The 26,071-nt window shown below is 57.1% G+C and carries 24 protein-coding genes; 12 read left to right on the plus strand and 12 right to left on the minus strand.

Annotated features, from left to right (window positions below):
- The first annotated feature begins 95 nt into the window (after window positions 1-95).
- The 3 genes from ACR0BU_RS17495 (at window position 96) to ACR0BU_RS17505 (ending at window position 4,874) form a co-directional block, all read left to right on the plus strand.
- On the plus strand, window positions 96-1,571 hold the full coding sequence (locus ACR0BU_RS17495) for an NAD-dependent succinate-semialdehyde dehydrogenase (protein ID WP_299888352.1): 1,476 nt from the start codon (window positions 96-98) through the stop codon (window positions 1,569-1,571).
- A 155-nt stretch (window positions 1,572-1,726) separates the two neighbouring features.
- On the plus strand, window positions 1,727-3,910 hold the full coding sequence (locus ACR0BU_RS17500; RefSeq protein WP_480738236.1) for an esterase-like activity of phytase family protein: 2,184 nt from the start codon (window positions 1,727-1,729) through the stop codon (window positions 3,908-3,910).
- A 196-nt stretch (window positions 3,911-4,106) separates the two neighbouring features.
- The gene (locus ACR0BU_RS17505) at window positions 4,107-4,874 is read left to right on the plus strand and encodes a DUF695 domain-containing protein (RefSeq protein WP_480738237.1); all 768 of its coding nucleotides are present in this window, start codon (window positions 4,107-4,109) and stop codon (window positions 4,872-4,874) included.
- 155 nt (window positions 4,875-5,029) lie between these two features.
- Here ACR0BU_RS17505 and ACR0BU_RS17510 read toward each other — a convergent pair whose 3' ends face one another.
- From ACR0BU_RS17510 to ACR0BU_RS17535, 6 genes are all read right to left on the minus strand, one after another.
- Window positions 5,030-5,497: an Hsp20 family protein gene (locus ACR0BU_RS17510; RefSeq protein ID WP_480738238.1), complete on the minus strand. Its 468-nt coding sequence runs from the start codon at window positions 5,495-5,497 to the stop codon at window positions 5,030-5,032.
- A gap of 124 nt (window positions 5,498-5,621) precedes the next feature.
- Complete coding sequence (locus ACR0BU_RS17515) at window positions 5,622-6,437, minus strand: trypsin-like serine peptidase (RefSeq protein WP_480738239.1); 816 nt, start codon at window positions 6,435-6,437, stop codon at window positions 5,622-5,624.
- The gene (locus ACR0BU_RS17520) at window positions 6,434-7,318 is read right to left on the minus strand and encodes a trypsin-like serine peptidase (protein WP_480738240.1); all 885 of its coding nucleotides are present in this window, start codon (window positions 7,316-7,318) and stop codon (window positions 6,434-6,436) included. Before ACR0BU_RS17520 ends, ACR0BU_RS17515 begins: the two co-directional genes overlap by 4 nt.
- A 27-nt stretch (window positions 7,319-7,345) precedes the next feature.
- Window positions 7,346-8,668, minus strand: coding sequence for a glycolate oxidase subunit GlcF (gene glcF, locus ACR0BU_RS17525; protein ID WP_480738241.1), 1,323 nt, complete (start codon window positions 8,666-8,668; stop codon window positions 7,346-7,348).
- Between the two features lie 4 nt (window positions 8,669-8,672).
- Entirely contained in the window at window positions 8,673-9,773 is a 1,101-nt protein-coding gene (locus ACR0BU_RS17530) for an FAD-binding protein (protein WP_480738242.1), read from the minus strand.
- A gap of 66 nt (window positions 9,774-9,839) precedes the next feature.
- A complete protein-coding gene (locus ACR0BU_RS17535) occupies window positions 9,840-11,288 on the minus strand; it encodes an FAD-linked oxidase C-terminal domain-containing protein (RefSeq protein WP_480738243.1) in 1,449 nt (482 codons plus the stop codon).
- An 81-nt stretch (window positions 11,289-11,369) separates the two neighbouring features.
- Between ACR0BU_RS17535 and ACR0BU_RS17540 the strand changes: the two genes are divergently transcribed.
- Window positions 11,370-12,080, plus strand: a complete 711-nt coding sequence (locus ACR0BU_RS17540) for a DUF599 domain-containing protein (RefSeq protein WP_480738244.1) — start codon at window positions 11,370-11,372, stop codon at window positions 12,078-12,080.
- Between the two features lie 35 nt (window positions 12,081-12,115).
- A complete protein-coding gene (locus ACR0BU_RS17545) occupies window positions 12,116-12,463 on the plus strand; it encodes a hypothetical protein (RefSeq protein WP_298936530.1) in 348 nt (115 codons plus the stop codon).
- Between the two features lie 3 nt (window positions 12,464-12,466).
- Here ACR0BU_RS17545 and ACR0BU_RS17550 read toward each other — a convergent pair whose 3' ends face one another.
- From ACR0BU_RS17550 to ACR0BU_RS17565, 4 genes are all read right to left on the minus strand, one after another.
- The gene (locus ACR0BU_RS17550) at window positions 12,467-12,952 is read right to left on the minus strand and encodes a flavodoxin family protein (protein ID WP_299082336.1); all 486 of its coding nucleotides are present in this window, start codon (window positions 12,950-12,952) and stop codon (window positions 12,467-12,469) included.
- A gap of 1 nt (window position 12,953) precedes the next feature.
- The gene (gene rlmH, locus ACR0BU_RS17555) at window positions 12,954-13,424 is read right to left on the minus strand and encodes a 23S rRNA (pseudouridine(1915)-N(3))-methyltransferase RlmH (protein ID WP_298936476.1); all 471 of its coding nucleotides are present in this window, start codon (window positions 13,422-13,424) and stop codon (window positions 12,954-12,956) included.
- 44 nt (window positions 13,425-13,468) lie between these two features.
- A complete protein-coding gene (gene rsfS, locus ACR0BU_RS17560) occupies window positions 13,469-13,831 on the minus strand; it encodes a ribosome silencing factor (RefSeq protein WP_480738245.1) in 363 nt (120 codons plus the stop codon).
- 162 nt (window positions 13,832-13,993) lie between these two features.
- On the minus strand, window positions 13,994-15,355 hold the full coding sequence (locus ACR0BU_RS17565) for a mechanosensitive ion channel family protein (RefSeq protein WP_480738246.1): 1,362 nt from the start codon (window positions 15,353-15,355) through the stop codon (window positions 13,994-13,996).
- Between the two features lie 271 nt (window positions 15,356-15,626).
- On the opposite strand from ACR0BU_RS17565, the gene leuC reads away from it, so the two are divergent.
- The 5 genes from leuC (at window position 15,627) to ACR0BU_RS17590 (ending at window position 20,458) form a co-directional block, all read left to right on the plus strand.
- Window positions 15,627-17,030 carry a 3-isopropylmalate dehydratase large subunit gene (leuC, locus tag ACR0BU_RS17570; protein WP_480738247.1) on the plus strand — a complete coding sequence of 468 codons (1,404 nt, stop codon included), beginning with the start codon at window positions 15,627-15,629 and terminating at the stop codon, window positions 17,028-17,030.
- Between the two features lie 37 nt (window positions 17,031-17,067).
- Window positions 17,068-17,622 carry an HdeD family acid-resistance protein gene (locus tag ACR0BU_RS17575; protein WP_298936480.1) on the plus strand — a complete coding sequence of 185 codons (555 nt, stop codon included), beginning with the start codon at window positions 17,068-17,070 and terminating at the stop codon, window positions 17,620-17,622.
- A gap of 42 nt (window positions 17,623-17,664) precedes the next feature.
- The gene (gene leuD, locus ACR0BU_RS17580; RefSeq protein WP_299082345.1) at window positions 17,665-18,270 is read left to right on the plus strand and encodes a 3-isopropylmalate dehydratase small subunit; all 606 of its coding nucleotides are present in this window, start codon (window positions 17,665-17,667) and stop codon (window positions 18,268-18,270) included.
- A gap of 383 nt (window positions 18,271-18,653) precedes the next feature.
- Entirely contained in the window at window positions 18,654-19,433 is a 780-nt protein-coding gene (locus ACR0BU_RS17585; RefSeq protein ID WP_300071468.1) for a hypothetical protein, read from the plus strand.
- The gene (locus ACR0BU_RS17590) at window positions 19,430-20,458 is read left to right on the plus strand and encodes an endonuclease/exonuclease/phosphatase family protein (protein ID WP_480738248.1); all 1,029 of its coding nucleotides are present in this window, start codon (window positions 19,430-19,432) and stop codon (window positions 20,456-20,458) included. The genes ACR0BU_RS17585 and ACR0BU_RS17590 overlap by 4 nt, the downstream gene beginning before the upstream one ends.
- Window positions 20,459-20,463: 5 nt before the next feature.
- On the opposite strand, the gene ACR0BU_RS17595 is transcribed toward ACR0BU_RS17590, so the two are convergent.
- The gene (locus ACR0BU_RS17595) at window positions 20,464-21,363 is read right to left on the minus strand and encodes a Rossmann-fold NAD(P)-binding domain-containing protein (RefSeq protein WP_480738249.1); all 900 of its coding nucleotides are present in this window, start codon (window positions 21,361-21,363) and stop codon (window positions 20,464-20,466) included.
- Window positions 21,364-21,447: 84 nt separating this feature from the next.
- Here ACR0BU_RS17595 and ACR0BU_RS17600 point away from each other — a divergent pair, with 84 nt between their 5' ends.
- A complete protein-coding gene (locus tag ACR0BU_RS17600) occupies window positions 21,448-22,341 on the plus strand; it encodes a LysR family transcriptional regulator (RefSeq protein WP_299082351.1) in 894 nt (297 codons plus the stop codon).
- Between the two features lie 140 nt (window positions 22,342-22,481).
- On the plus strand, window positions 22,482-23,585 hold the full coding sequence (leuB, locus tag ACR0BU_RS17605; RefSeq protein WP_480738250.1) for a 3-isopropylmalate dehydrogenase: 1,104 nt from the start codon (window positions 22,482-22,484) through the stop codon (window positions 23,583-23,585).
- A gap of 44 nt (window positions 23,586-23,629) precedes the next feature.
- Here leuB and ACR0BU_RS17610 read toward each other — a convergent pair whose 3' ends face one another.
- Window positions 23,630-25,819, minus strand: a complete 2,190-nt coding sequence (locus ACR0BU_RS17610; protein ID WP_298936487.1) for a transglycosylase domain-containing protein — start codon at window positions 25,817-25,819, stop codon at window positions 23,630-23,632.
- Between the last annotated feature and the right edge of the window lie 252 nt (window positions 25,820-26,071).

Genomic DNA, 26,071 nt, shown 5'->3' on the forward strand with positions numbered 1-26,071 from the left:
CGATCTGGATTGATCCGACAGGCGGAGTGGTCCTAGACAAGACCCGCCCCACCTGATTGTGTGCACCCAATTCTTTTCCTGCCGGAGGCCAAGCTATGCTGGACGCAACAACCGATCTGAAATCGATCCTGAAAGACCCCGAATTGCTAGCGACCAAAGCCTATATCGGCGGTCAGTGGGTGGACGGTGACAACGGGAGCTTTCCTGTCACAAACCCGGCACGCGGCGATGTTTTGACCGAGGTTGCCGATCTGAGCCGCGCACAGGTTGCGGGCGCCATTGCCCAGGCCGAAGCCGCTCAGAAAGAATGGGCCAAACTGACCGGGAAAGAGCGCGCAGTGATCCTGCGGCGCTGGTTCGACCTGATGATGGACAGCGCCGAGGATCTGGGGAAAATCCTGACCGCCGAACAGGGCAAACCGTTGGCAGAAGCCGTGGGTGAGATCGGCTATGGCGCCTCTTTCATCGAGTTCTTTGGCGAACAGGCCAAGCGCGTCTACGGAGAAACCATCCCCGGGCATCAGCGCGACAAACGGATCACAGTTTTGAAACAGCCGATTGGTGTTGCGGCCTCGATCACGCCATGGAACTTCCCCAACGCCATGATCACGCGCAAGGCCGCGCCTGCGCTGGCCGCCGGGTGCGCCTTTGTTGCACGCCCATCAGAAGAAACCCCGCTTTCGGCATTGGCACTGGCCGTTCTGGCCGACCGTGCAGGCATTCCAGCAGGCGTGTTCAATGTTGTCCCTTCGGTGAACGCCAGTGAAATCGGTAAGGAATTCTGCGAAAACCCGGGCGTGCGCAAACTGACCTTTACCGGCTCGACCCAAGTGGGGCGGATTCTGCTGCGGCAGGCTGCGGATCAGGTCATGAAGTGCTCGATGGAACTGGGCGGAAATGCACCGTTCATTGTTTTCGATGATGCTGATCTGGATGCGGCCGTCGAGGGCGCAATGATGTGCAAGTTCCGCAACAACGGTCAGACTTGCGTATGCGCCAACCGTATCTACGTACAGGCTGGTGTCTATGACGCTTTCGCCGCCAAGCTGAAAGCAGCGACCGAAGCGCTGTCTGTTGGCGATGGTCTGTCCGAAGGCGTCACAACTGGTCCGCTGATCAACGAAAAGGCGGTCGTCAAAGTTCAGGATCACATCGCGGATGTCACCGCTCATGGTGGTCAGGTTCTGACCGGCGGCCTGCCGCATGATCTGGGCGGCACCTTCTTTCAGCCGACCATCGTCACCGGGGTTACTCAAGATATGAAAGTTGCTCAGGAAGAAACCTTTGGCCCGCTGGCACCGTTGTTCAAGTTTGAAGACGAGGATGATGTAATCGCGATGGCCAACGATACGATCTTTGGCCTGGCCTCTTATTTCTATGCCAAAGATCTGAGCCGCGTTTACAAAGTGGCCGAGGCGCTTGAATACGGTATCGTCGGCGTAAACACTGGCATCATCTCGTCCGAACTGGGTCCGTTCGGCGGCATAAAGCAGTCTGGTCTGGGACGCGAAGGCAGCCATCACGGGATGGAGGATTACCTGGAGATGAAATACATCTGCATGGCGGTCTGATCACAAGCGGCCCTTGTTTTGGGTGCCCGGACGGGGGCCGCGGAATTCATCCCCAGTTTTTCGGCGCTTGTCACAAAAGCGCATTCAAAGCGTCACAAATCTGCAATCAACGACGGCCATCCCACTCTCATCCAAGTGAGAGAGGATACCAACCGATGTCATTGCGCTTTGTTTGCCTGGCATCTGCCCTTGCCCTGACCGCCGGTCAGGCCATGGCAGAGATGAATTTCAACAGAATTGCGTCCTTCCCCGTCGTGAAGAACATGGCCGAAGGCGCGGACACCAACCGCGAAACCTCACCCGAGATCATCGCCGCCACCGTGGATGGCATGACGCTGGTTTACACCGACAGCCCGCTGGGTGCGATCGGCATGATCGATATCACCGACCCGGCCAATCCCGCCCCTGCCGGCGCAATGGATGTGGGTGGTGAACCGACATCCGTTGCGATCGTCGGCACAACTGCGTTTGTCGGGGTCAACACATCCGAAAGCTACACCGCGCCTTCCGGCAAGCTGATCTCGGTCGATGTTTCAAGCAAAGCGGAAACCCGCGCCTGTGATCTGGGTGGCCAACCCGACAGTGTCGCCATTGCGCCTGATGGCAGCTTTGTTGCCGTTGCGATTGAGAACGAGCGCGATGAAGACCTGAATGACGGGATCATCCCGCAGTTGCCCGCCGGGTCTCTGGCACTGGTCCCACTAAAAGACGGCGCCATGGAGTGCGCGGCGATGAAAATGGCCAACCTGACCGGCCTGGCCGAAGTTGCACCCACCGATCCTGAGCCTGAATTCGTGGACATCAACGGCCTAGGTGAAACGGTCATCACCTTGCAAGAAAACAACCACATCGCGGTTGTCGACAAGGATGGCATCGTAATCAACCATTTCTCGGCTGGCAGCGTTGACCTGGAAGGCATTGACGCCACAGACGAACGCGGCGCGCTGATCTTCACCGAAAGCCAGAAGGGACGCCTGCGCGAACCTGATGCGGTCAAATGGATCGACGACAACCACTTCGCCACCGCAAATGAAGGCGACTACAAGGGCGGTTCACGCGGATGGACGATTTTCCGCAAGGACGGCAGCGTCGTTTATGAAAACGGTACCGAGTTCGAAAAGGCCATCATTCAGATCGGCCACTACCCCGACAAACGGTCCGACAGCAAAGGTGTGGAACCCGAAAGCGTAACAGCTGCCACCTTCGGCGACACGCCGATGATCTTTGTCGGAGCAGAACGCGCCTCGGTCGTTGGTGTCTATGATGCCACGGACCCGGCCAGCCCGGTTCTGAAGCAGCTGCTGCCCTCGGGCGTTGGTCCCGAAGGCTATGTGGCGATCCCCGAGCGTAACCTGCTGATCTCGGCCAATGAAAAAGACCTGATCGAAGATGGCGGCCCGCGGGCCCACGTCATGATTTACGAGTATCAGGACGCGCCCGCCACCTATCCGCACCTGACCTCCGAAGGTGCGGATAAGTTGATCGGATGGGGCGCGCTATCCGGTCTGGTCGCGGACGAGGACGGCATGATCTATGCCGTAAATGACAGCTTTTACGGCTTCCAGCCCTCCATCTCCAAGATCGACCCCAGCCAACAGCCCGCCCGCATCGTAGACGTCATCCGCATCCACCGCCAGGACGGCAACGCGGCGCAGAAACTAGATCTGGAAGGCATCACGCTTGACGGTGAAGGCGGATTCTATGTCGCCTCAGAAGGCCGAACAGACCGCGTCATCCCGCACGCGATCTACCACGTCTCGCAGGACGGCTTGATCAAGGACCGCAAGGGCGAGATCGGCCTGCCACAGGAACTGATGGCCGTTGAAAAACGCTTCGGCTTTGAGGGTATCACCAAGGTCGGTGACACCCTGTGGATGGCCGTTCAACGTGAGTGGAAGGACGATCCCGAAAACCACGTCAAGCTGGTCGCCTATAACCTTGAGACCAAGGAATGGGGCGCAGTGCACTATCCAAAAGCCGATCCCGAAACCGGTTGGGTCGGCCTGTCGGAAATCGTGGCCTTTGGTGATCATGTGTACGTCATCGAACGCGACAACCAACACGACCACAGGGCGGTGACTAAAAAGGTCTATCGCATCCCGCTGTCAGAAATGACCCCTGCCCCGCTGGGCGGCGAACTGCCCGTGGTCAGCAAGGAGCTGGTCCGCGACCTGCTGCCCGACCTGACTTCGACGGGTGGCTATGTCTTGGACAAGATCGAAGGTCTCGCCATCCTGTCTTCGGGCGAAGCGTTCGTGATGACCGACAATGACGGAGTCGACGACGCCTCGGGCGAGACGATGTTCTGGTCGATTGGGTCTGTGACGGCGGGTAATTGAACCAAGCAAGCCACCCTGAAACCGGCCCTGTGCACGCAACGCATGGGGCCTTTCTTGTAGGTTTTGCTTTTTCCCAATTGACACAGTTTGTCAGAGTTTCTGATCAGACCTCTGAGCGGCGGGATTGCCTATGGCCAGCTTTGGTTCTTAAATCAAATGGATGGCGCTACCAATGGAATGAAAATACGAGGCAAGAATGTCTGCAGACACACATAAAGAACACTGGGATTTCTATTCTTGTGAAATCGAAGGAAAACCATCTTCGACGATGGTGAACCTCTCCCTCATTGATGCTGCACCGGAACCAAAACTCAACGTGTTTCATTGTATCGAAGTTGAGTTGCATTACCCCAACCCAAACCACGGCATGACAACTGCGGAAGAATACCAAACACTTTCGGACCTCGAAGACCTGATATTCGCAAGTCAGTCCGATCAAATCAAATACGTGGCTCGCCAAACCGGAGATTGCAAACGCAAGTTCTACTTTTATGGCTCATCGGAAACTGCCGCAGAATCAGTTGTCTCTGCGCTTGACAGGTCTTTCCCCGCCTACACGAAAACAACTTTCAACTTCGAAGATGCGGCGTGGCAGACCTATCTTGAGGAGCTATACCCTAACGCAATTGCATTGAATGAAATCAAAAATCGAGCCGTCTACTTTCGGCTGGAAGACGACGGTGATGATTTGAGCATACCGCGCGAGATTGATCACTCAGTCGTTTTTCGTAGCCGTAAGCAGGCGAAAGAGTTTGAGCGTATTGTGACCCAGAAAGGGTTCAAAGTGACGACCACAACGCAGGGCATTCTTAAGAAGTCGTTCGACCTCTTGGTGCAAAGGGTTGACGCTCCACGGAGTCTTGACCCGGTTACATTCGAGTTAGAACAATTGGCCGAAGGCCTTGACGGGTCGTATGATGGCTGGGGCTGCTTCATCCAAAACCAGACTGACGCCGCCACATAGTCACCGTTCAGATTTCAAGTACCAACGTCTCGGAATTACAGTTGAACGACTTCGCTATCTCTCGCCATAAACAACGCCCCGCGTCTGGAGGAACGCGGGGCGCGTGTTGCGACAATCCAAGGGAGGAGAGGATTACCGCGCGATTTTCATAAGCCTTAGTTCACGGCTTTGGCGTCAACGACGTTCTTCTCGATCGCATTGGCCGAAGAAATCTCGATCCGGCGCGGTTTCAGTGCTTCGGGCACTTCCCGCTTCAGGTCGATATTCAGCATGCCGTTCTCATGGCTGGCACCTGTGACACGAACATGATCGGCCAGAGCAAAGCGACGCTCGAATGCGCGGGTCGCGATGCCGCGGTGCAAATAGCTGCGCTCTTTCTCCTCGGTCGATTTCTTACCGGCCACGAGCAGTGAATTCTCTTTCATTTCGACCGACAGGTCATTTTCGGAAAATCCGGCGACTGCTACTGAAATCCGGTAGGTGTCAGCATCGGTTTTTTCGATGTTGTAGGGTGGATAGCTAGGCTGAGCCACGTCATTGGTCAGTACACGGTCCATCATGTCTGCGATCTGGTCGAAACCAATGGTGGCGCGGTGCAGCGGTGCAAAATCAAAACTACGCATGTGTCGTATCCTCATTCTTGAGCGATTTACGAAATAGGCCCTCCGAATGGACGGGCGGTGATTGGTACCGAACCCCATATGTGGCGGCCCGGTACAATTCACATGGGTAGCGATTTGGCCGAGTTCAACCCCCTCCGGAACTGATGAATTTAGCCCCTGAACTGGACTTGTCCGAACCAACCTGCAGCCTGCGGATTGTGGGCTTTGGCTGCGGCGCATCGCGGCGCAAGATCGTTTTGAGATCGGCTACAACTTCCGCCAGCTCCATTCCAAAACCAATTTTCTTGCCACGGTGGAACCCCACCGCCGAGACGACCGACAAAATCTGCCAACGCGGGCCGTTCTTGGCCAGAATGGCCGAGCCTGATGAACCGAAAGTGACATCGCAATCAAAGGTGATCAGACCTTGTCGGCGTTCAAGCATGCGGCAGGACCGCTCGCGCGTGATCGTCTCGGATCGTCCCCGCCCGTACGAGGCGATGCTGATCTCTTTCCCAGACACGCGTCCACTGTACAGAGCAAAGGGATCCGCGACCGAGTAGGGGATCGGTTCTTCCAATCGCATCAATGCGACGTCGACCCGGATGCTGCTAGGCGATAACACGTCATTGGTGCCATAGCCGGGGTGGGATGCAATTTGCACAACCTTGCGGTCCGCCAGGGCCGCCCCATTGCTGAGCCCGGCCCGGAATGTGACCTCGCCCGGCAAATAGGCTTTGCCAGTTTTCTTGTCCAAAGCGCAGTGGGCTGCGGTCAGAACAATATCCTGCGAGATCAATGTACCGGTGCAAAAGGAAACGGTGCCAATGTCCAGTCGGCCAATCGCTTCCCAGCCATACAGATCATCCCGATCGGTCAATTTGCGCTTGCTGCTTTGTGCATATCCGGTGGTCGCGGCCATCAACAGGCAGAGCAAAGAGATTGAAAGACTTCTGATCATGGCCGAATAAACCTCGCGCCGACATTCTTGCCAGTGTCATTTCTGGGCGCGGACAAACCATAGCCGCGACCTGCATCAAGCTCGGCGCGCAGCAATTCCAGCGAGTTTTCGACGGACGTTGCGATCGCCACGCTTTGGCCATCCATGCTGGCCTTGGCTGCCACGACCGACACGATCTGAGGACGTGTTTCAGAGAACGAAAAAACCGGGGCACCGGATGAGCCGAAATTCACGTCACAGGACATCACCAGAATCCCCGAATTGCGGTTCATGACCGAGCAGACCTGCTGAAGAGAGGGCGCCTCGGCCCGGTCCTGCGCATAGGATACGACACCCACGTCTTCACCCCGGGTGGGTTGAACGCCTGTTTCAAACGGAACAACGGATGTACTTCTGATCGGCTGCCAAAGCTCTATCAGCGCAATATCCGCACGAACGCGGTCTTTAGAGGCTATTGCGCTATACTTATAATCTGGATGAACAACCGCCTGACGCGCCGTTCGATATGCCAGTGCACGCCCCAGACGCCAGCCCGCAAGAAACTCGATATCCGCCGGATTGACCCGCTTACCGGTTGCCTTGTCAAACAAGCAATGCGCGGCTGTCAGCACAAGGTCGGGCGATACCAGTGTTCCGGTGCAAAACCCGCCACCCGCGATATCCAAACGCCCCACAGCCATCCAATCCCGTCCGGAATCAGATGTCTCCAGGCTTTTTAGCCCGGAATCCTGCGCCGTGGCCGCGATAGGCAGCACACTGATCGCGATGGCCATGATCCAGTTCCGCACGCGGTTCTCCGGCAAATACCCCGAGGTAAGTGTCTTATGTGCCGCGTTGGGCGAAAATAGGGCGGTGGTGTTGCGCCCAGTTTTCAGGCGCAACTGATGCTGGTCTGCATCAGCAAACTGCTATCGCAGGATTGGCACATTTAGATCGACACCGTCGCCGTGCCTCAGACCGTGTGGTTCAGGGCCGCCAGTGACCCAATCCAGCAGCTCGACCGTATGCACGATCGGGATGCTGGTGCCAGACCCGATCTGCATCATGCATCCAATATTGCCCGCCGCGATGACATCCGGTTTTTTTGCTTCCAGCGTTCGGACCTTGCGCTGTTTCAGCTGCGCCGAAATCTCGGGCTGCATCAGGTTATAGGTCCCCGCACTGCCGCAACACAGATGGCTGTCCGCCGGTTCCACAACAGTGAACCCCGCGCGTTTCAGCAGATCCTTTGGGTAAGTCTTGATCTTCTGGCCATGCTGCAGCGAACAGGCCGCGTGATAGGCAACGGTCAATCCCGTGTCATCCGCAGTTGGCAAATCCAGTTGCATCAGCAATTCGCTGATATCCATCGCGACTGCCGATACTCGCTGCGCATCTTCCGCCAGAACGTCATTGCGGAACATATGCCCGTAATCCTTGACCGTTGTCCCGCAGCCCGAGGTGTTGATGACGATGGCATCCAAGCCGTCACTGTCCATCTCGCGCGTCCAGGACCTAATGTTGGCCGCCGCCGCTGTGTGGCTTTCCCGACTTTTACCCATGTGATGGGTAAGGGCCCCGCAGCATCCCGCCCCCTCGGCCACCACAACTTCGCACCCCAGACGGGTCAAAAGCCGGATCGTGGCATCGTTGATATCCGTGTTCAGTGCCTTTTGTGCGCACCCGGTCATAAGCGCGACGCGTTTTTTGCGTGGACCCTTGGGTGCAAAGCTTTGTGGGTCATCGTTCCGACTGACCGGTGGAATATGCTTGGGCGCCATTTCCAACATTGCGCGCAATCGTGCATCAGGCATCAGGAACCGGAAGGGGCGGCCCAGTTTGGCCCCGATCAAAGCCCACCGAAACCGCATTGGATAAGGCAAGATCTGCGCCAGAATCCATCTTAGTACGCGGTCCGAGAATGGTCGCTTGTAGTTGTCCTCGATATATTCCCGCGCGTGATCGACCAGATGCATGTAATGCACGCCCGACGGACAGGTTGTCATGCACGCCAGACAGGACAGGCATCGGTCGATATGTTTGACGGTTTTCTCATCCGGCACACGCTCATTCTCAAGCATGTCCTTGATCAGATAGATACGCCCCCTTGGGCTATCCAGTTCATCCCCAAGAACCTGATAGGTCGGGCAGGTCGCGGTACAAAACCCGCAATGTACACAGCTTCGCAGGATTTCGTTCGATCGCTGGATCGCTGGATCCTGCAACTGTTTGTCCGAAAAAGTAGTTTGCATCCGCCTACCCCATCAGACCCGGATTGAAGATCCCATTGGGATCGAACCGTTGCCGCAGTCCTTGCGACAACGCAGCAACGCCCGCAGCTTCAGGCTGAAATCGGCCCGAGGCCTGAACCGTTTCGGCATCCGCCCGCACCAGTGACGCGTGACCCTCAAACGCACCCAATCGCGTGCGAACATCCGAGCCTTCAGGAACCAATGCCCAGATCAATCCGCCGCCCCAATCCAACAACAACTTTTCGGCCTCTAACCTTGCCGCGATTTCAGAAGCCGCACCCGGTTTGACCGAGATGCGCCAGACATCACCTTCGACTTCGCTGAACATGCTGACATCGCGCACGGAACGCCAAAGCGTTTCGCCGTCTTCGATCTCTGAAATTTCGCCAAACCCAGCCAATTCGGTTTTCAACCGGTCAACCCGGTACGCAACCGAATCTTCAAAGCCTTCAAGCCGCAACAGCACGTGCCCTGCTGCCGGATCATATGCCGCGCCGCTGACCTCAAACGGGGACTTCAGTGCTGCAGATAGGGTCTGAACAGCCTGATCAACACTCCCAACCTGAACGGCCAACGCGGCAATCGACTCTGATTTCGGCAAAACCTTCAACGACACTTCGGACAGCACTCCCAAGGTCCCCCAGGACCCAGCCATCAATTTGACCAGATCATAGCCAGTGACATTCTTCATCACCCGGCCACCGTTCTTGATGACTTGCCCAAGCCCGTCGACATAACGCACGCCCAACAGATAGTCGCGGCATGCCCCGGCCTGAATGCGGCGCGGACCCGAGACATTCGCGGCAACCACACCACCAATGGTCGGATCGCCGTCCGTCCCCATCAGGCCACGATGATCCATCGGCTCAAACGCCAATTGCTGCCCTTCAGCAGCAAGTACAGCCTCAATCTCAGAAACCGGTGTTCCAGCCTTCGCTACCAACGTTAACGCGCCAGGTTCATACAGTGATACTCCACTCAAACCCGCAATGCTCAGTACTTGTTCGGATCCGATGATACCTCGCGTACCTCCCCCTACTATTCGGACCGGCTGATTGAGATCGGCCACAATATTGGCCAGATCGGCCTCGGTTTCAGGTTTCATGGTGCTTCATCTTTTCAAAAATACTCTGGGGGAGGCGCGCGTAGCGCGGCCGGGGGCATAGCCCCTCTATTCTGCGGCTATAGGCACGGAACGACGCTGCTCGGACACGTCCAGCGGAAACACCTTGGCCGGGTTCAGTAGCCAACGCGGATCGAAGACGTCTTTGACAGCCATCTGCGCCTCAAGATCTTGCGGCGTATATTGATGTGACATCAGATCCCGCTTCTCGATCCCAACGCCATGTTCACCTGTTAGACAGCCGCCAACATCCACACACAGCTTCAGGATTTCAGCACCGAACGCCTCACATTTCTCAAGATCACCGGGTTTGTTGGCATCAAACAGGATCAGCGGGTGCATGTTGCCGTCACCCGCATGAAAAACGTTACCGACCGGCAAGCCGTATTCCTCGCTCATTTCTCCGATCCGGCGCAGCACTTCGGGCAAGGATGAGACCGGGATTGTGCCATCCAGACACATATAGTCATTCATCTGACCCATGGCACCAAAGGCCGATTTACGCCCCAGCCAGATTTTTGCACTTTCCTCAGCCGATTGGCTTTCGCGCAGTTCGACCGGATTGTGGCGTTTAGCAATCTCGATGATTTTCGACAGCTGGTACTCGATCTCGGCGTCCGAACCTTCGACCTCTACGATCAAAAGCGCGGTGCAATCCGGATATCCAGCATGTGCAAAGTTCTCGCACGCCTTGATACACAGCGTATCCATGAATTCGATCGCCACAGGCAAAATGCCGGATTTGATGATGTCGGACACGCACTGCCCCGCCACCTCATTGTCATCAAAGCCCATCAGGACGGGCCGCGCGCCCTCGGGCTTGCGCAGAATACGCAGCGTTGCCTCGGTCACGACGCCCAACTGCCCTTCGGATCCGCAGATCACACCAAGCAGGTCCAGACCGCCTGAATCCAGATGGGCTCCGCCGATCTCGACCACACAGCCATCCATCATGACCATCTTGACGCCCAACAGGTTATTGGTCGTGACCCCGTATTTCAGACAATGCGCCCCGCCCGAATTCATCGCGATGTTACCCGCAATGGCACAGGCCAACTGTGAGGATGGATCAGGAGCGTAGAAGAAGTCTTCTTCTTCGACCGCGCCGGTCACACTCAGATTGGTGCGCCCCGTCTGAACCCGTATGAACCGGTTATCATAATCGGTCTCGAGCACGTCGTTCATCCGCGCAATGCCCAGAATCACGCAATCGGCGGTTGGAAGGGCACCGCCCGCCAATGATGTGCCCGAGCCGCGAGGTACAACCGGCACGCCCTCGTCATGGCAGATGCGCAAGACATCCGAGACTTCCTGCGTGGTGGACGGCAGAACCGCTAGCATTGGCGGGCATCTATACGCTGTCAGCGCGTCGCATTCATACGCCCGTGTTTCCGCCGGATCATAAATGACGGCATCCGCTGGCAAGACCTGCTGCAACCGCGCAAGCACGTTTTGCTTTCGGGCAAGCACATCGGGATTTGGCCGGGGCATTTCCATCGCTGATCCTCCGTTTGGTAAAATAATATTACCAATTTCTCCATCTGGCAAGTTCTGATATCCGGACGTACTGTCGCGGGCATGACCTGGATCGACCGCGCCCTGTTGTTTTCGTCGCTGGACTATGCCGCCGTTTTGTTGCTGATCGGCGCATGGCAATGGATTGGCTGGAAGATCGAACACCCGTCGCCGAACAAGCAATCCGTGTCGATGATGATGGATGACTTTCGCCGCAATTGGATGCGCGAGATGGTCACCCGTCAGCCCAGGATGTTCGACGCGCAGGTCGTCGCGGCGATGCGTCAGGGCAGCACGTTTTTTGCCTCGACAACCATGATCGCCATTGGCGGCGGCCTTGCCTTGCTGGGGAACACCGAACGGTTGGCCGGGGTTGCCAGCGACCTGGCCATTGGCAGCGCGCCAGCCCTGGTATGGGAAATCAAGATACTGGCCGTGATCCTGCTTTTGGCCAACGCGTTCCTGAAATACGTCTGGGCGCATCGGTTGTTCGGGTATTGCGCTGTGTTGATGGCCGCAGTTCCAAATGACCCCGAAGATCCGCAGGCCTATCCCCGTGCCGCACAGGCCGCCGAAATCTGCGTGACCGCCGCCCGCAGCTTCAACCGCGCACTACGCGCGACCTATTTTGCGCTGGCCACCTTGGCCTGGATATTGGGACCCATCGCGCTGATTCTGGGCACCGCTATTACCGTCGGTGTTTTGTACCGGCGGGAATTTGCATCGCATTCCCGGTCAGTTCTTTTGACTCTGCTCCCAAACACCGAGTCGTGATTCCCATGCCATTCACCAAACAGTATGGTCAGCCCATGCGATATTTGATTCTCAGCGCCGTTCTGGCTGCGCCCGCTTTTGCCGACCCGTCGGTTATCGAGAACGTCTCGGCCAGCCAAAGTGGCGAGACATGGCGCTTCGACGTGACGATCAGGCACCCCGACACTGGGTGGGATCACTATGCAGATGGCTGGCGGGTTCTTGACATGAACGGCACGGAGCTGGGCATGCGAGTGCTGCATCACCCGCATGAGAATGAGCAGCCGTTTACCCGATCGCTAAGCGGCGTAGTTATTCCGGAAGGCGTTACGCAGGTTCAAATTCAAGCGCGGTGCAATGTCGACGGCTGGGATACCGAAACGACGCTTGTCATGTTGAACTGAGCTTCAAAAGATCCCAAGGCTAAGACCAGCGGCCATGGCGGCCCCGATCTCGCGACAGGAACTCAGTTGGTTTTCCGGGATGGTCTTTTCGGCCAGAATCGACTCTGGTGATTGAGCGTGGGTGCAGATGATCAATGGCGATTGCACCTCTTTCAAGCGCCAACCAGTTGCGATCCGCGCCATTTGACGGGCTGCGTTTTCGCCATCGGATCCGGCGCATACCATCAGCGCATAGGGTCGCCCTTCGATGCGGCCCAGCACAGGGTAATAGCTCCGGTCAAAGAAGTCCTTCATCACACCTGAAATCGCCGCCAGATTTTCAGGTGCGCAAAAGACATAGCCATCTGCTTTCAAAAGATCATCCGCGCACGCCAGATCGGCGGTTTTCAGAATGGTTTCTGCGTCGTCCCGCGCAGCATCGGCGGCCGCCTCGGCCATTTGCCGACTGCCGCCGGTGCGTGAGTGGTAGACGATCAGAAGCTGCGCCATGTCAGACCCGGTGATACGGCCCGCCAGCAAGTATGGTCGCGGCCCTATAAAGTTGCTCGGCCAGCATCACACGGACCAGCATGTGTGGCCAGACCATCGACCCGAATGAGATCGAAAAATCCGCCTCAGCGCGCAGCGACGGGTCGATGCCGTCCGCACCGCCGATGACCAGGGCCAGATCCTGCCGCCCCGCATCGCGCCAGCCGCCCAATTTCTGCGCGAAATCAGGCGAAGACATCACGCGCCCGCGTTCATCCAGAGTACAGATCACCGCGCCTTTGGGCACCGCTTTGCGCAGCAGCGCCGCTTCGGCACCCATGCCCGCGTTTTTCTTGTCCTCAACCTCAACCACCGACGCAGGCCCAAGGCCCAGCGCGCGGCCGGTCCGGTCAAATCGGGTCAGATAGTCGTCAAGCAGGGTCTTCTCCGGTCCGGCACGCAATCGCCCGACCGCACAAATGCTTATACGCATATTTCTCTCGCCGCCGGCCTGTTAATGCAGGCCGGGATGGCGCCTCAGTTGGCTGAGGCGCTGCCGCCCTGAGGCAGCCACATCTTTTCCAGCTGGTAGAATTCGCGCACTTCGGGGCGGAAGATATGGACGATCACGTCGCCCGTATCGATCAACACCCAGTCGCCGGCATCCTTGCCTTCGACCTTCGAGGTGAAACCGAATTCCTGCTTGATGCGATCCGTCAGCTTTTCCGCCATGGCCGAGACCTGACGGGTCGACCGACCCGAAGCAATCACCATGTGATCCGCAACCGAGGACTTGCCTTGCAGGTTGATCTGCATGACGTCTTCGGCCTTGTCATCGGAAAGTGAGGAAAGGATACGTTCAAGCAGCTTGTCGCTGATTGACTGAGAGTGGGCCATCATTTTGGCCCCATCATCGGCGGGCAAACCCGCCTGAGTATGTAGAGACAGGACATAGTCCTCCTTTGCTGCGCGCCGACAAATCCCCGGCGCAGGGGTACATATAAGGTAACAAGCGGATTGCAACATTTCAATGAAGGGCCGCCGAGGCCCAGACATGACGGATCATTCTTTAGCGAGTTGTTGCCCGTCTGCGTCGTCAGATTCGCCACCAAGCAGCCGAACCTCACGCTGTGGGAAGGGAATCGAAATGTTCTCGGATTGGAAGGCATCCCATAACGCCAGATAGATATTGCCCCGGATATTGGTCAGCCCCTTGGTCGGATCACTAATCCAGAACCGCAGAACATAATCGACGCTGCTATTGCCAAACCCAGTGATGTGGCAGACGGGTTCGTGCTTGCCGCCGCTGAGCACACGGTTGACGGTTTTGACCGACCGAATGGCCGCTGCACGGACCTTGTGGGGATCGTCCCCGTAGCTTGTTCCGAAATCCAGATCCAACCGCACGAAACGGTCCGAATGTGACCAGTTCACAACTTGATTGGTGATTAGGTCTTCGTTCGGGATCAGGTACTCGCGCCCGTCGCGGGTCACGACCGAGACATAGCGCGCGCCCAGCGCATTGATCCAACCAAATGTATCCCCAAGCGAGATCACATCGCCCGGCTTAATCGAGCGGTCCATCAAAATAATGATGCCTGAAATCAGGTTGGACACCACTTTTTGCAGCCCAAAACCAATACCGACACCAATCGCACCGGACAAAAGTGCAATGCCGGTCAGGTCAAAACCAAGCGTTCGGATTGCCGCCATGAAAACGGCTCCAAACAGCAGCACCTGGATGCCTTTGGCCAGCAACACCTGCATGGAAGGTGAGATATCGTCGTTGCTTTTCAGGCCCCGCTCGGCCGCACCGGCCCCGATGCGGGCAAGTGTCAGCAGAACCCCGATCAGCAAAACAGCCTTGAGTATACCTAACGCCGTGATGTTCAGATCACCAATCGAGACGGCCACGCCATCCAGAAAATCAGCGACATCGTCGGTCAGCCCCAACGCGACCAGCGTCGCATAAATCCACATGGACCATTTGAAAATCCGCCTGATCGTCCGATTACGTACCAGTCGGGCCAGTAGCGCAATAACGAGCCACGCCACGGCCAGCGTGGCAAACACCCCGATCAAATAGCTGCGCGACGGCCACGTGACCTGCTGCATTATCAGGTACAGACCCCAGGACAGGATCACGAAATACACCAGCGTTAGGCGGCGCATCAGCTGAACCAGAATACGTAAGCGCCATTTGGGCCAACCTGTACGCGACCGCGCCCACTCCTCCCACCTGCTCTGGGTCATCAGCTTCAGGCAGAAGGCCAGCATCCAAAGAAACACGATGATGATGATTTGATACTGTCGCCAGCCCGGCGTGACGACCAGTTCGATCAGGTTTTGGAATTGCGAAAAAAAGGCAGCCGTCATGTTGGCGTAGAGGTCCGAAATCGAGTCCGGTAGCAGATCCTGGTTCATGCACGTCTCCTGCTAAGCAGCTTGGACAAGGCTGGCGTGCGATGCAACCCAAAGCCATGGGCGCAAGCGGAATAGGGATTGAACCTTGATTGACGCGGAAGCCCGATATATCTGGTGCGCATGAGAGTCTTTTTGGCCCCAGCTCCGACGTTGCAAGACCGCACGCGCCTGCGTGAACGGTTCTTTGGGGCCGCCCGCACGATTCTGGCCCGCCTATAGGCGGCACCCAGCCACTCGCCAGCTATTTCTCATTATCTACGGGAGAGGACCGATGTCCCCCAAAACACTCTATGACAAGATCTGGAATTCCCATGTCGCGCACGAAGCCGATGATGGAACCTGTTTGCTGTATATCGACCGCCATCTGGTGCACGAAGTCACCAGCCCGCAAGCCTTCGAAGGGCTGCGTATGGCCGGTCGACCAGTCCGTGCGCCGGAGAAAACCATCGCCGTACCGGATCACAACGTACCAACCACGCCGGACCGCGTGAATGGGATCGAAAACCCGGAATCACGCATTCAGGTCGAAGCGCTGGACAAGAACGCCAAGGACTTCGGTATTCACTACTATCCGGTGCATGACGTCCGCCAGGGCATTGTTCACATCGTCGGTCCTGAACAGGGTTGGACTTTGCCGGGTATGACCGTTGTCTGCGGCGACAGCCACACCGCCACCCACGGCGCGTTTGGCGCGCTGGCGCATGGTATCGGGACGTCCGAAGTTGAACACGTTCTGGCCACGCAGACCCTGATCCAGAAAAAATCAAAGAACATGAAGGTCGAGGTCACCGGAAAATTGCAGCCCGGTGTGACCGCAAAAGACATTACTTTGGCCGTGATCGGTGAAACCGGCACTGCTGGTGGTACGGGCTATGTCATCGAATATTGCGGTGAAGCGATCCGTGATCTGTCGATGGAAGGCCGCATGACTGTCTGCAACATGGCCATTGAAGGCGGCGCCCGTGCGGGTTTGATTGCCCCGGATGAAACCACGTTCGAATACGTCAAAGGCCGCCCACACGCACCGAAAGGGGCTCAGTGGGAAGCCGCATTGAACTGGTGGAAAACGCTCTTCACTGACGAAGACGCGCATTTCGACAAGGTCATCACCCTGCGCGGTGAAGACATCGCGCCCGTCGTCACCTGGGGCACCAGCCCCGAGGATGTTCTGCCAATCACCGCAACTGTGCCGAGCCCCGATGACTTCGAAGGCGGCAAAGTCGAAGCGGCCCGTCGTTCAATCGAATATATGGGCCTGACAGCCGGCCAAAAACTCAGCGATGTGGAAATCGACACGGTCTTTATCGGGTCTTGCACCAACGGTCGGATCGAAGACCTGCGCGCCGCAGCCGAGATTCTGAAGGGTAAAAAGGTGAAAGAGGGCTTGCGTGCAATGATTGTACCGGGGTCTGGCCTAGTTCGGGCGCAGGCCGAAGAAGAAGGTCTTGCCGAGATCTTCAAAGAGGCCGGGTTCGAATGGCGCCTGGCCGGATGCTCGATGTGTCTCGCAATGAACCCTGATCAATTGCAACCGGGTGAGCGCTGTGCCGCAACCTCGAACCGCAACTTCGAAGGTCGTCAAGGACGCGGCGGACGTACCCACCTGCTGAGCCCCGCAATGGCCGCCGCCGCGGCAATCACAGGACGGCTGACAGATGTCCGAGAGTTGATGTAAGCTGCCCACATAAATCAACTTATAAGGGATTGAGGACATGAGTGATTGGGTCAAATGGCTGCTGCTGGGGCTTTTATCGATTGCCTTTGGCGTATTCGTGCTCGGCGCACCTGTTGTGGCGTCTGTTGCCGTAACAGTGGTGACGGGTGTGCTGTTGCTGATCTGCGGCGCGCTGCAGGTTGTTGGCGGGTTCACGGTTGAAGGAACCGGCAACAAGATCCTGTCTCTTGTCATGGGTGTGGTCATGCTGTTTTTGGGTTGGTCATTTCTTGATCATCCCCTGCAGGGCACGCTGACACTTGCGACCGTCTGCCTGATCCTGTTCTTGGCAGGTGGGATCGCTCGGGTCTTTTTATCCTTTCAGATGCGTGGAACACAGTTTTTCTGGCCCACGCTGATATCGGGCATCCTGTCGATCATCCTCGCCGGCATCATCTGGTCTTATGCCGCTGCAGAGCCAGGCGTGCTTTTGCAACTGCTGGGAATTCTGCTGGGCATCGAGATGCTGTTCAATGGGTTTGGATTGGTCTTCATGGCGTTCTTCGTCAAGAACGCACCCAAAACCGATACAACTGACGCGAAAGAAGCTTAAACGCGGGGCACGGGCGCGGCCCTCTCCCGCAGGAGTGTGAACATGGAAAAGTTTGACAAAGTCCACGGGGTGGCCGCCCCAATGCCATTGATCAATATCGATACCGATATGATCATTCCGAAGGTGCACCTGAAAACCATCAAGCGGTCGGGCCTCGGCGTCGTGCTGTTTGACGAAATGCGCTATCACGATCATGGCGGCGAGAATGAAGAGTTCGTTCTGAACAAGCCCGCCTATCGCAACACCGAGATTCTGGTGGCTGGTGACAATTTCGGCTGCGGCTCATCGCGTGAACACGCGCCTTGGGCCATAAAGGATTTCGGCATCAAGGTTGTGATCTCGACCAGCTTCGCCGACATCTTCTTCAACAATTGCTTCAAGAACGGCATCCTGCCGATCGTGGTTGAAGAGGAACACCACGCTGTTTTGATGGATGACGCTCATAAGGGTGAAAACGCTCGTATGACCGTGCATCTCGAGGATCAGCAGATCACCACTTCGGATGGCATCGTGATCGAATTTGATATCGACCCCCATCGCAAGCATTGCCTGATCCATGGTCTGGACGATATCGGGCTGACGATGGAAAAAGATCACCACATCGACAAATTCGAAGATCACGCAAGCCAGGCCCGCCCCTGGGTCTGATTCTTGGGGACGAATCTGTGGACACTCAACCTAACGGGGACGCCAAGGCGACCCCGTTCGCATTTTAGGGGTTAAACCTGATACACCCACAACATGTAGTGGGTCGAATCTTTTACACGTCGAATTTACGACAGCAATGATGCAAAGCCGCACCACTTTCGCCATCATTTTGCCCGAAATCGGGTGTCTTCTGCGCCATGGCTTGAGCGAAATGTCGCTTATCGCCAATGTGTCGTTAGACAGGCAACCGCCAGGAAAAAATCGGCGGAGACAAGTTGGAATGTAAGTCGGCAGAGATCGGCTACTCCGGTTTGAAAAAAGGGTTCGGAATTGTGATTGCGCGCACATCAGGGGCGGCGATACGTGGAATATTGGTGGCACTCATGGTGCTTACTCCCGCGTTATACCTCCCAGTATCATCGACGAACGGGACCGAGATCGTGGTCTTTCTCGCGATACTCGCGTTTATCTTGACATTTGCTGAATACAACTCTGCCTTTCCCAGTTTCATTGAGTTTCGTGATGCGCCGCCGGTGAACCGGTTGCGATTCGTTGGCCTGATGTCGATGGTCACTTTTCTAACGCTGATCTGTAAGAACACTTACGCCCCGACAGAGCTGACAACATTCTTCTATTCAATGGGTCTGTCCGTCGCCAACGTTGTCGACTTCCCGTATTCGCCGGTTCGTCTGATCGTGTTGATGGTTCCCGCTGACGCAAGTCTGCCATTGATTGAACTGGTTCGCGTCACTGCCAGTGTTGCCTATGTTGCCGCCTTGGTGACGATCGCCAGCTTTGCGTATGCCGTCAAACTTAAGGGGTGGCCCACGGGCAATGGCGCGTTCAACGTGTGGACCAATTTACCGCTGTTTGACCCAACCAAAGGTGGGGATGTTGTGGCTCGGCTACAGCGCGATGGACGTTTGAATATCTGCATCGGTGTCTTGCTTCCTTTTCTTATCCCTGCCGCGATTGAAATGCTGACAAACTTCGCCAACCCGATCTCGCTGAGCAATCCTCAGACCTTGATCTGGACGCTAAGCGCTTGGGCCTTTTTGCCCGCCAGCATGATCATGCGGGGAATGGCGACACTGCGCATCGCAGGTTTGATCGTCGAAAAACGCCGCGCCTATTCCACGAACGAGACAACTCAGGCTGCATGATCCGCGCCCTTGTTCTGTGTTTGCTGCCCTTTGCGGTGCATGCAGATGTGATACGTGTTGCCACCTTCAATACCGAACTCAGCCGAAAAGGTCCGGGGCTTCTGCTGCGTGACGTTCAACGCAACGATCCTCAGGTCCAGGCCGTTGTCGCAGTACTGGTGGCAATGCAGCCCGACATTGTGGCCTTACAAGGCATCGACTGGGACATGGATGGCCTCGCCCTGACCGCTTTGTCCCGCAAACTGCGTGAATCGGGACTGGATTTTCCCTACCACTTTGCCGCCCAGCCCAATTCCGGTTTGGACTCTGGCCTTGATCTGGATGGGGATGGTCGCACGCAGGGTCCCGGAGATTCGCATGGCTGGGGTTTGTTTACCGGTCACGGCGGCTTGGCCGTGCTGTCAAAGCACGAAATTCTGCGGTCTGAAATCCAGGATTATTCCAAGGTCTTGTGGCGTGACCTGCCCGGAGCCGAATTACCAGCAGTTGATGGCGAACCCTTCCCTTCGGATCAGGCTCAGGCCGCGCAGCGCCTGTCGTCGACCGGGCACTGGGTGGTGCCTGTTGCTACACCGATCGGCCACATCAGTCTGATGACCTTTCACGCCAGCCCGCCAGTGTTTGACGGGCCGGAAGACCGCAACGGGCTACGCAACCGGGATGAGATTCGACTTTGGTCATTGCTGATGGATGGTGATCTTGGCCCCGTGCTGACGAACCGCTTCGTGATCGCAGGGGATGCCAATCTGGACCCGGATCAGGGCGATGGGCGCAGACACGCAATCCGGTCGCTTCTGGCCAATCCACACCTGCAAGACCCGCAGCAAAAGGATGCGACCGGCGCGTTGGCAACGGTTGACTGGAAAGCCGCCGGAAAGATGCGTGTCGACTACGTCTTGCCGTCGGCAGACCTAAGAGTCGTAGATGCTGGTGTCTATTGGCCTGCTCCGGATAGCGACCTGGGGGGTGCGGCCCAAAGCGCCAGCCGTCATCGTCTGGTCTGGGTGGACGTGGCAGTACCCTAGACCGCTCAAACGGCCACTGCTTTGGTCGCGCGCGAAGGCTCTGACAGAGACGCGGGAATTGCGGATCGCAAGACATCGTCCAACCCGGTCTGCTGAACCTCTCCCAACAGCTCGGCCATCAGGCTACCATCCAACCGATGGGGCACATCCCATAGATATCGCATCTCAAGCAAGTGCGGGGCCAGTCGCCAGAGTAGTTTAGCAAGGTGAAGGGGCCACCAGCTCATCTGTTTGATCGTCACGGTCTGGGCGGTCACCCGTGACAATGCCGTGGCAATCTCTGTTCCTGTCAGAGTGTGCCCGGCGAAGGGGACGTCACAGAACCGAGGCAGCCTATCGCGCATCTCAGCCAACGCAGCGGCTGTTCGCGCCAGATCAGGGAGGTAAGCCCAGGCATGAGGAATGCTTGGATCGCCAGGATAAACCAACCGACCACGCGATAAGTGTTTTATCATGACCTGATCAAACCAGTTGCCCGAGGCGCAGGTATCGATGAAATCCCCTGCTCGCAGGACAATCGTCCGCACGGATGAACTGCGATAGGTTTCTTCCATTTCTATTCGGATACGACCCAGCGGGTTTGTCGCCAGATGCGGTGTGTCACCCGACCAAGGGCTCGGCGTATTGGCGCCAAACACATAGACATTCCCCGGAACAATGACGGTTGCACCGGTTTCCGAGGCCACGTTGATCACCTGCCGATGGAGTTTCGGTACAAGACGCGCCCAGTCCGGATAGGGCGGGTTCCAGGCATTGACGATGACATCCGCCCCTGTCGCTGCCTCTTCCAGCAAGTCGGTCTTACGATCAAAATTGCGCACGACCCAACCCGCATTGCCAAAAGCCAAAGCGGCGTTGCGGCCAAAGCGACCTGATGCACCCAAAATTAGAACGGTCTGTGTCATGGCATTCTCCTGTCAGCAGCCAATGTAGTCATTCAGTTCAACTAAGGAATTGCCGGCCGGTGTAGATTGTGTATTCATTTTTGAATGGACAGAACCTTAACACATGCGGACTGGTCCCTGATTCAGAGCTTTCTGGCCGTTGCCGAAACCGGATCACTGTCTGCCGCGGCGCGGCAGCTGGAACGCAGCCAGCCAACACTGGGCCGACAGGTCCAAACGCTTGAGGCTGAGTTGGGCGTGTCCCTGTTCGACCGACACGCACGCGGGCTGAAGCTCAGCGAGGTTGGATCCCAGCTTTTGCCGATGGCACAACAGATGCACAGCGCCATGAGCGCGTTCAGTATGACCGCAGCAGGGCAGTCGCAGCAATTGGAAGGCTCCGTTCGGATCACCGCATCTGTCTTTGCCTCACACCATCTTTTGCCGTCGATTCTGGCGGACATACGTCGGCAGGAACCGGCGATTCAGCTCGAGCTTGTGGCGACCGATGCGAGCGAGAACCTACTGTATCGCGAGGCTGATATCGCTGTGCGCATGTACCGCCCTGAGCAGATGGACATCGTGTCCCGTTACATTGGTGACGTGCCGCTTTGCTTTTGCGCGGCCAAATCCTATCTGGATCGGGCGGGCCGGCCCGAAACCCCCGAAGATCTTTTCCGTCACGATCTGGTTGGATTTGACGCCAACAAGCAGATCATCGACAAAATGCGAGAAAAGGGATGGCCAGCCAGTCGCGACAGTTTTGCCACCCGCTGCGATCTGCAAAGCGCTTATTGGGAGCTTATCCGGGCGGGCTGCGGCATTGGTTTCGGCCAGGTTCAGGTTGCCCAAGCAGATCCCAAAGTGGAAGTCGTGCGCCTGGATGTTGAGATTCCCATTTTGCCGGTCTGGTTGGCCGCGCCGCAGGCCATGCGTCAGACCCCGCGCATCCGCCGGGTCTGGGATCTTTTAGCAGAAGGGCTAAAAGCAAGCCTGTAGGCATTTTTGCAAAACTGATGCCGTGCGCCAGCCAAACCGTGGCCAACCTGCGCTTTCGGTGTGAATCGGCTGGATCGTCTCATTGACCCGATGCGGCACAGACGCTAGGGCCATTGCGACGAAACGCAAGGAGACCCTTCATGTCCAACCCCTCGCTCCTCATCCTGCCCGGAGATGGAATTGGCCCCGAAGTCATGGCCGAAGTGCGCAAGATCATCGACTGGTTCGGTGCCAATCGCGACCTACAGTTTGATGTCAGCGAGGACCTTGTGGGCGGTGCGGCCTATGACGCTCATGGTGCTCCGTTGTCGGACGAAACAATGGCAAAAGCGCAGGAAGCGGATGCTGTTCTGTTGGGGGCCGTTGGAGGCCCTAAATACGATGATCTGGATTTCAGCTTGAAACCAGAACGCGGCCTGCTGCGTTTGCGCAAGGAAATGGACCTGTATTCGAATCTGCGCCCGGCGCAATGCTTTGACGCGCTGGCCGATTTCTCATCTTTGAAAAAGGACATTGTCGCAGGTCTCGATATCATGATCGTGCGCGAGCTGACGTCAGGTGTCTATTTCGGCGAGCCGCGTGGTATCTTCGAGGAAGGCAACGAACGCGTGGGGATCAACACGCAGCGTTACACTGAATCCGAAATCGAACGCGCCGCGCGCTCGGCCTTTGAACTGGCGATGCGCCGGAACAAGAAACTGTGTTCGATGGAAAAGGCCAACGTGATGGAATCCGGCATCCTGTGGCGTGAGGTCGTAACTCGTGTTGCTGCGGATTATCCCGAAGTTGAACTGTCGCACATGTATGCCGACAACGGCGCCATGCAGCTGGTCCGGGCGCCCAAGCAATTCGATGTGATCCTGACTGATAACCTGTTCGGTGACATCCTGTCGGATTGCGCAGCTATGCTGACCGGTAGCCTGGGCATGCTGCCTTCTGCCAGCCTCGGCGCGCCGATGGCCAATGGTCGGCCTAAGGCGATGTATGAACCGGTCCACGGGTCTGCGCCCGATATCACGGGACAAGGCAAGGCCAACCCAATCGCGTGTATCCTCAGCTTTGCGATGGCATTGCGCTACAGCTTCGACCAAGGCGCTGAAGCGGATCGTCTGGAAGGCGCGGTAGAGAAGGTTCTGGCCGACGGCGTGCGCACTGGCGATCTGCTGGCCGATGAAGGGGTCGAGCCGGTTTCGACCACGGAAATGGGCGCTGCCATCATCGTAGCGCTGGACGAAAGCCTGTAAGTGGTGTTGGGAGGTGCAGCGCACCTCCCAACCCTTCGTGGAATTTAGTTCCCGCCGAATATGTCCTTCAACAGATTGTCGACGGCCTTGGCAAACCCGCCACCCTGTTTGCGGCGCGGCTGGCTGGGTTGTTGCACCTGGACCGGCGGAGCGGGTGCCAGCATCGGCAGCGGTGTCGGGGTCATGCCTTCGGTCACACGCAACATGGTTTCCCGCCAGATTTCCGCAGGCAAACCACCTCCAGTCACACCTGACAGCGGCGTGTTGTCGTCATATCCCATCCACACACCAGTGACATAGTCGGCCGTAAACCCGATGAACCAGGCATCGCGCGCAGCCTGAGTGGTGCCGGTTTTACCCGCGACTTGCCAGCCGGGCAGTTTGGCCCGCCCGCCGGTCCCCTGAGACACGACGCGTTCCATCATCCAGGTCAGCTGCTTTGCGGCTTCATCGCGGATCACCCGCTCGCCGATTCCGGTTGTCGTCACCATGACCGGCTTGTCATCCCCCAACAGCTTAAGCTCGGTCAAACCGTAGGGCTCCACGGCCGAACCCCCGTTCAGGATACCGGCATAGGCCCCCGTCATCTCGATCAGCGTGCTTTCGGATGCGCCCAGCGCCAAAGCGAGCCCTTGCGCGAGATCGCTGGTGATTCCGAACTGGCTGGCCACGGTACGGACGTTTTCCAGCCCCGAAATCTCGGCCACTTTAACAGCCGGAATGTTAAGTGAGTTCTTCAGCGCATCGGCCAAACTGACCCGGCCATAATACTTCTTTGTGTAGTTCTCAGGGCACCATTGACCGGACCCGGCAATGTTCCAACATGTGGGTTCATCCATCACAGTATCCAGCGGGGAGTATCCCAGTTCCAGCGCCGTTGCATAGACAAAGGGCTTGAAGGACGACCCGGTCTGCCGCAGCGCCTGCGTGGCACGGTTGAATGCGCCAGACACACGCGTCTTGCGACCGCCGACCATCCCGCGCACCGCGCCATCGGCTGACATCACAACAATCGCGGCCTGTGCTTTCGATCCTTCGCGCACCTTTTCCTGAAAGATGTACTTCAACGCCTCTTCCGCAGACTTCTGAATACGCTGATCCAGAGTAGTGCGGATCACCACATCCTCGGTCGTATTTCGCGTAAAGAACTCTGGTCCGCTGGCCATCACCCAGTCTGCAAAATAGCCCCCGGCACGCGCTGCGGCAGCTTCGGACAATTGCGCCGGCCTGCTACGGGCTTCACTTGCCTGAGCGCCCGATAGATAACCCTGAGTTTCCATCAGGCCCACAACAAGCCGCGCGCGGTCCTGGGATCGCTGCAGGTCGTTTGTGGGCGCATAACGCGTCGGTGCCACCAGCAGACCAGCAAGCATCGAAGCCTCGGCTGGTGAAACTTCGGCGGCAGATTTGCCAAAGTAGCGCTGGCTCGCAGCTTCGAACCCGCGCGCGCCTGCACCCAGGAAGGCGCGGTTCAGATAGATTGTCAGAATCTCATCCTTGGAGTACTTGACCTCCATCGCCATTGCGTAAATGGCTTCTTTGCCTTTGCGCCACAGCGACCCTTGCCGACAATCGGATTCATACGCGGCCTCGGACTCCCACTGGTCAGGTTCATAGGGCACGCCAAGACACAATAGTTTCGCCGTCTGCTGCGTGATGGTCGAGCCGCCATGGCCAGACAACGGCCCACGCCCTTCGCTAAGGTTGATGCGCACAGCGCTGGCCACGCCACGTGGGCTGATCCCGAAATGACGGTAGAATCGTTTGTCCTCGGTCGCGACGACGGCGTTCTTCAGGTGGGGTGAGACGGTATCCGCCGTGATTACCCCACCGAACTGGTCTCCGCGCCACGCAAAGACCTTGCCGTCGCGGTCCAGCAGCGTCACCGATCCTCGCGCACGTCCGTCCAAAAGCGCGTCGACATCCGGCAATGTGGTATAGACGATACCCACCGCCAATGCGACCAACATGCCGACAATAGCTCCGACACGCCATGTCAGACCCCAGATCAACCGCCATATCCAACGGAAAAGACGGCGAAAGATGCCACCGCCGTTGCCGCCGGACATTCTCCGTGTTTTTTTCCGTGCGGTCTTGCGCGTTGTTGCCTTGCGTGCGGTGGCCTTCTTGCCCGCTGGCTTCGCAGCGCGCTTGGTCGCCGTGGGCTTGCGCCTCTTCGACGGGTATCTTTTATCCGCGACCAATGTCGATTTACGACGTCTGGACTCAGTCATGCTCAAACTCTGCCCGATTATGCTTTTGGGCCACCTTACCCCGGTACTCTGGGTATGTAGAGGTCAGAAATTCCGGAATTTCTCCTTCTCATTGATGCTTAATTTTTAATCTACTTGCGCAATTTGTGCAAAAAATGTGCAACTTTGCGTCATTTAACGGCGCTTTTACGTCCAGTGACCGTTCCCTACGGCGGTCTCTCGCGCTCTTTTTCTGCAGGTGCAAACAAACCGGTCCCGCCGGGGAAGCAGAGG

This window comes from Ruegeria sp. CK2, from assembly GCF_056536585.1.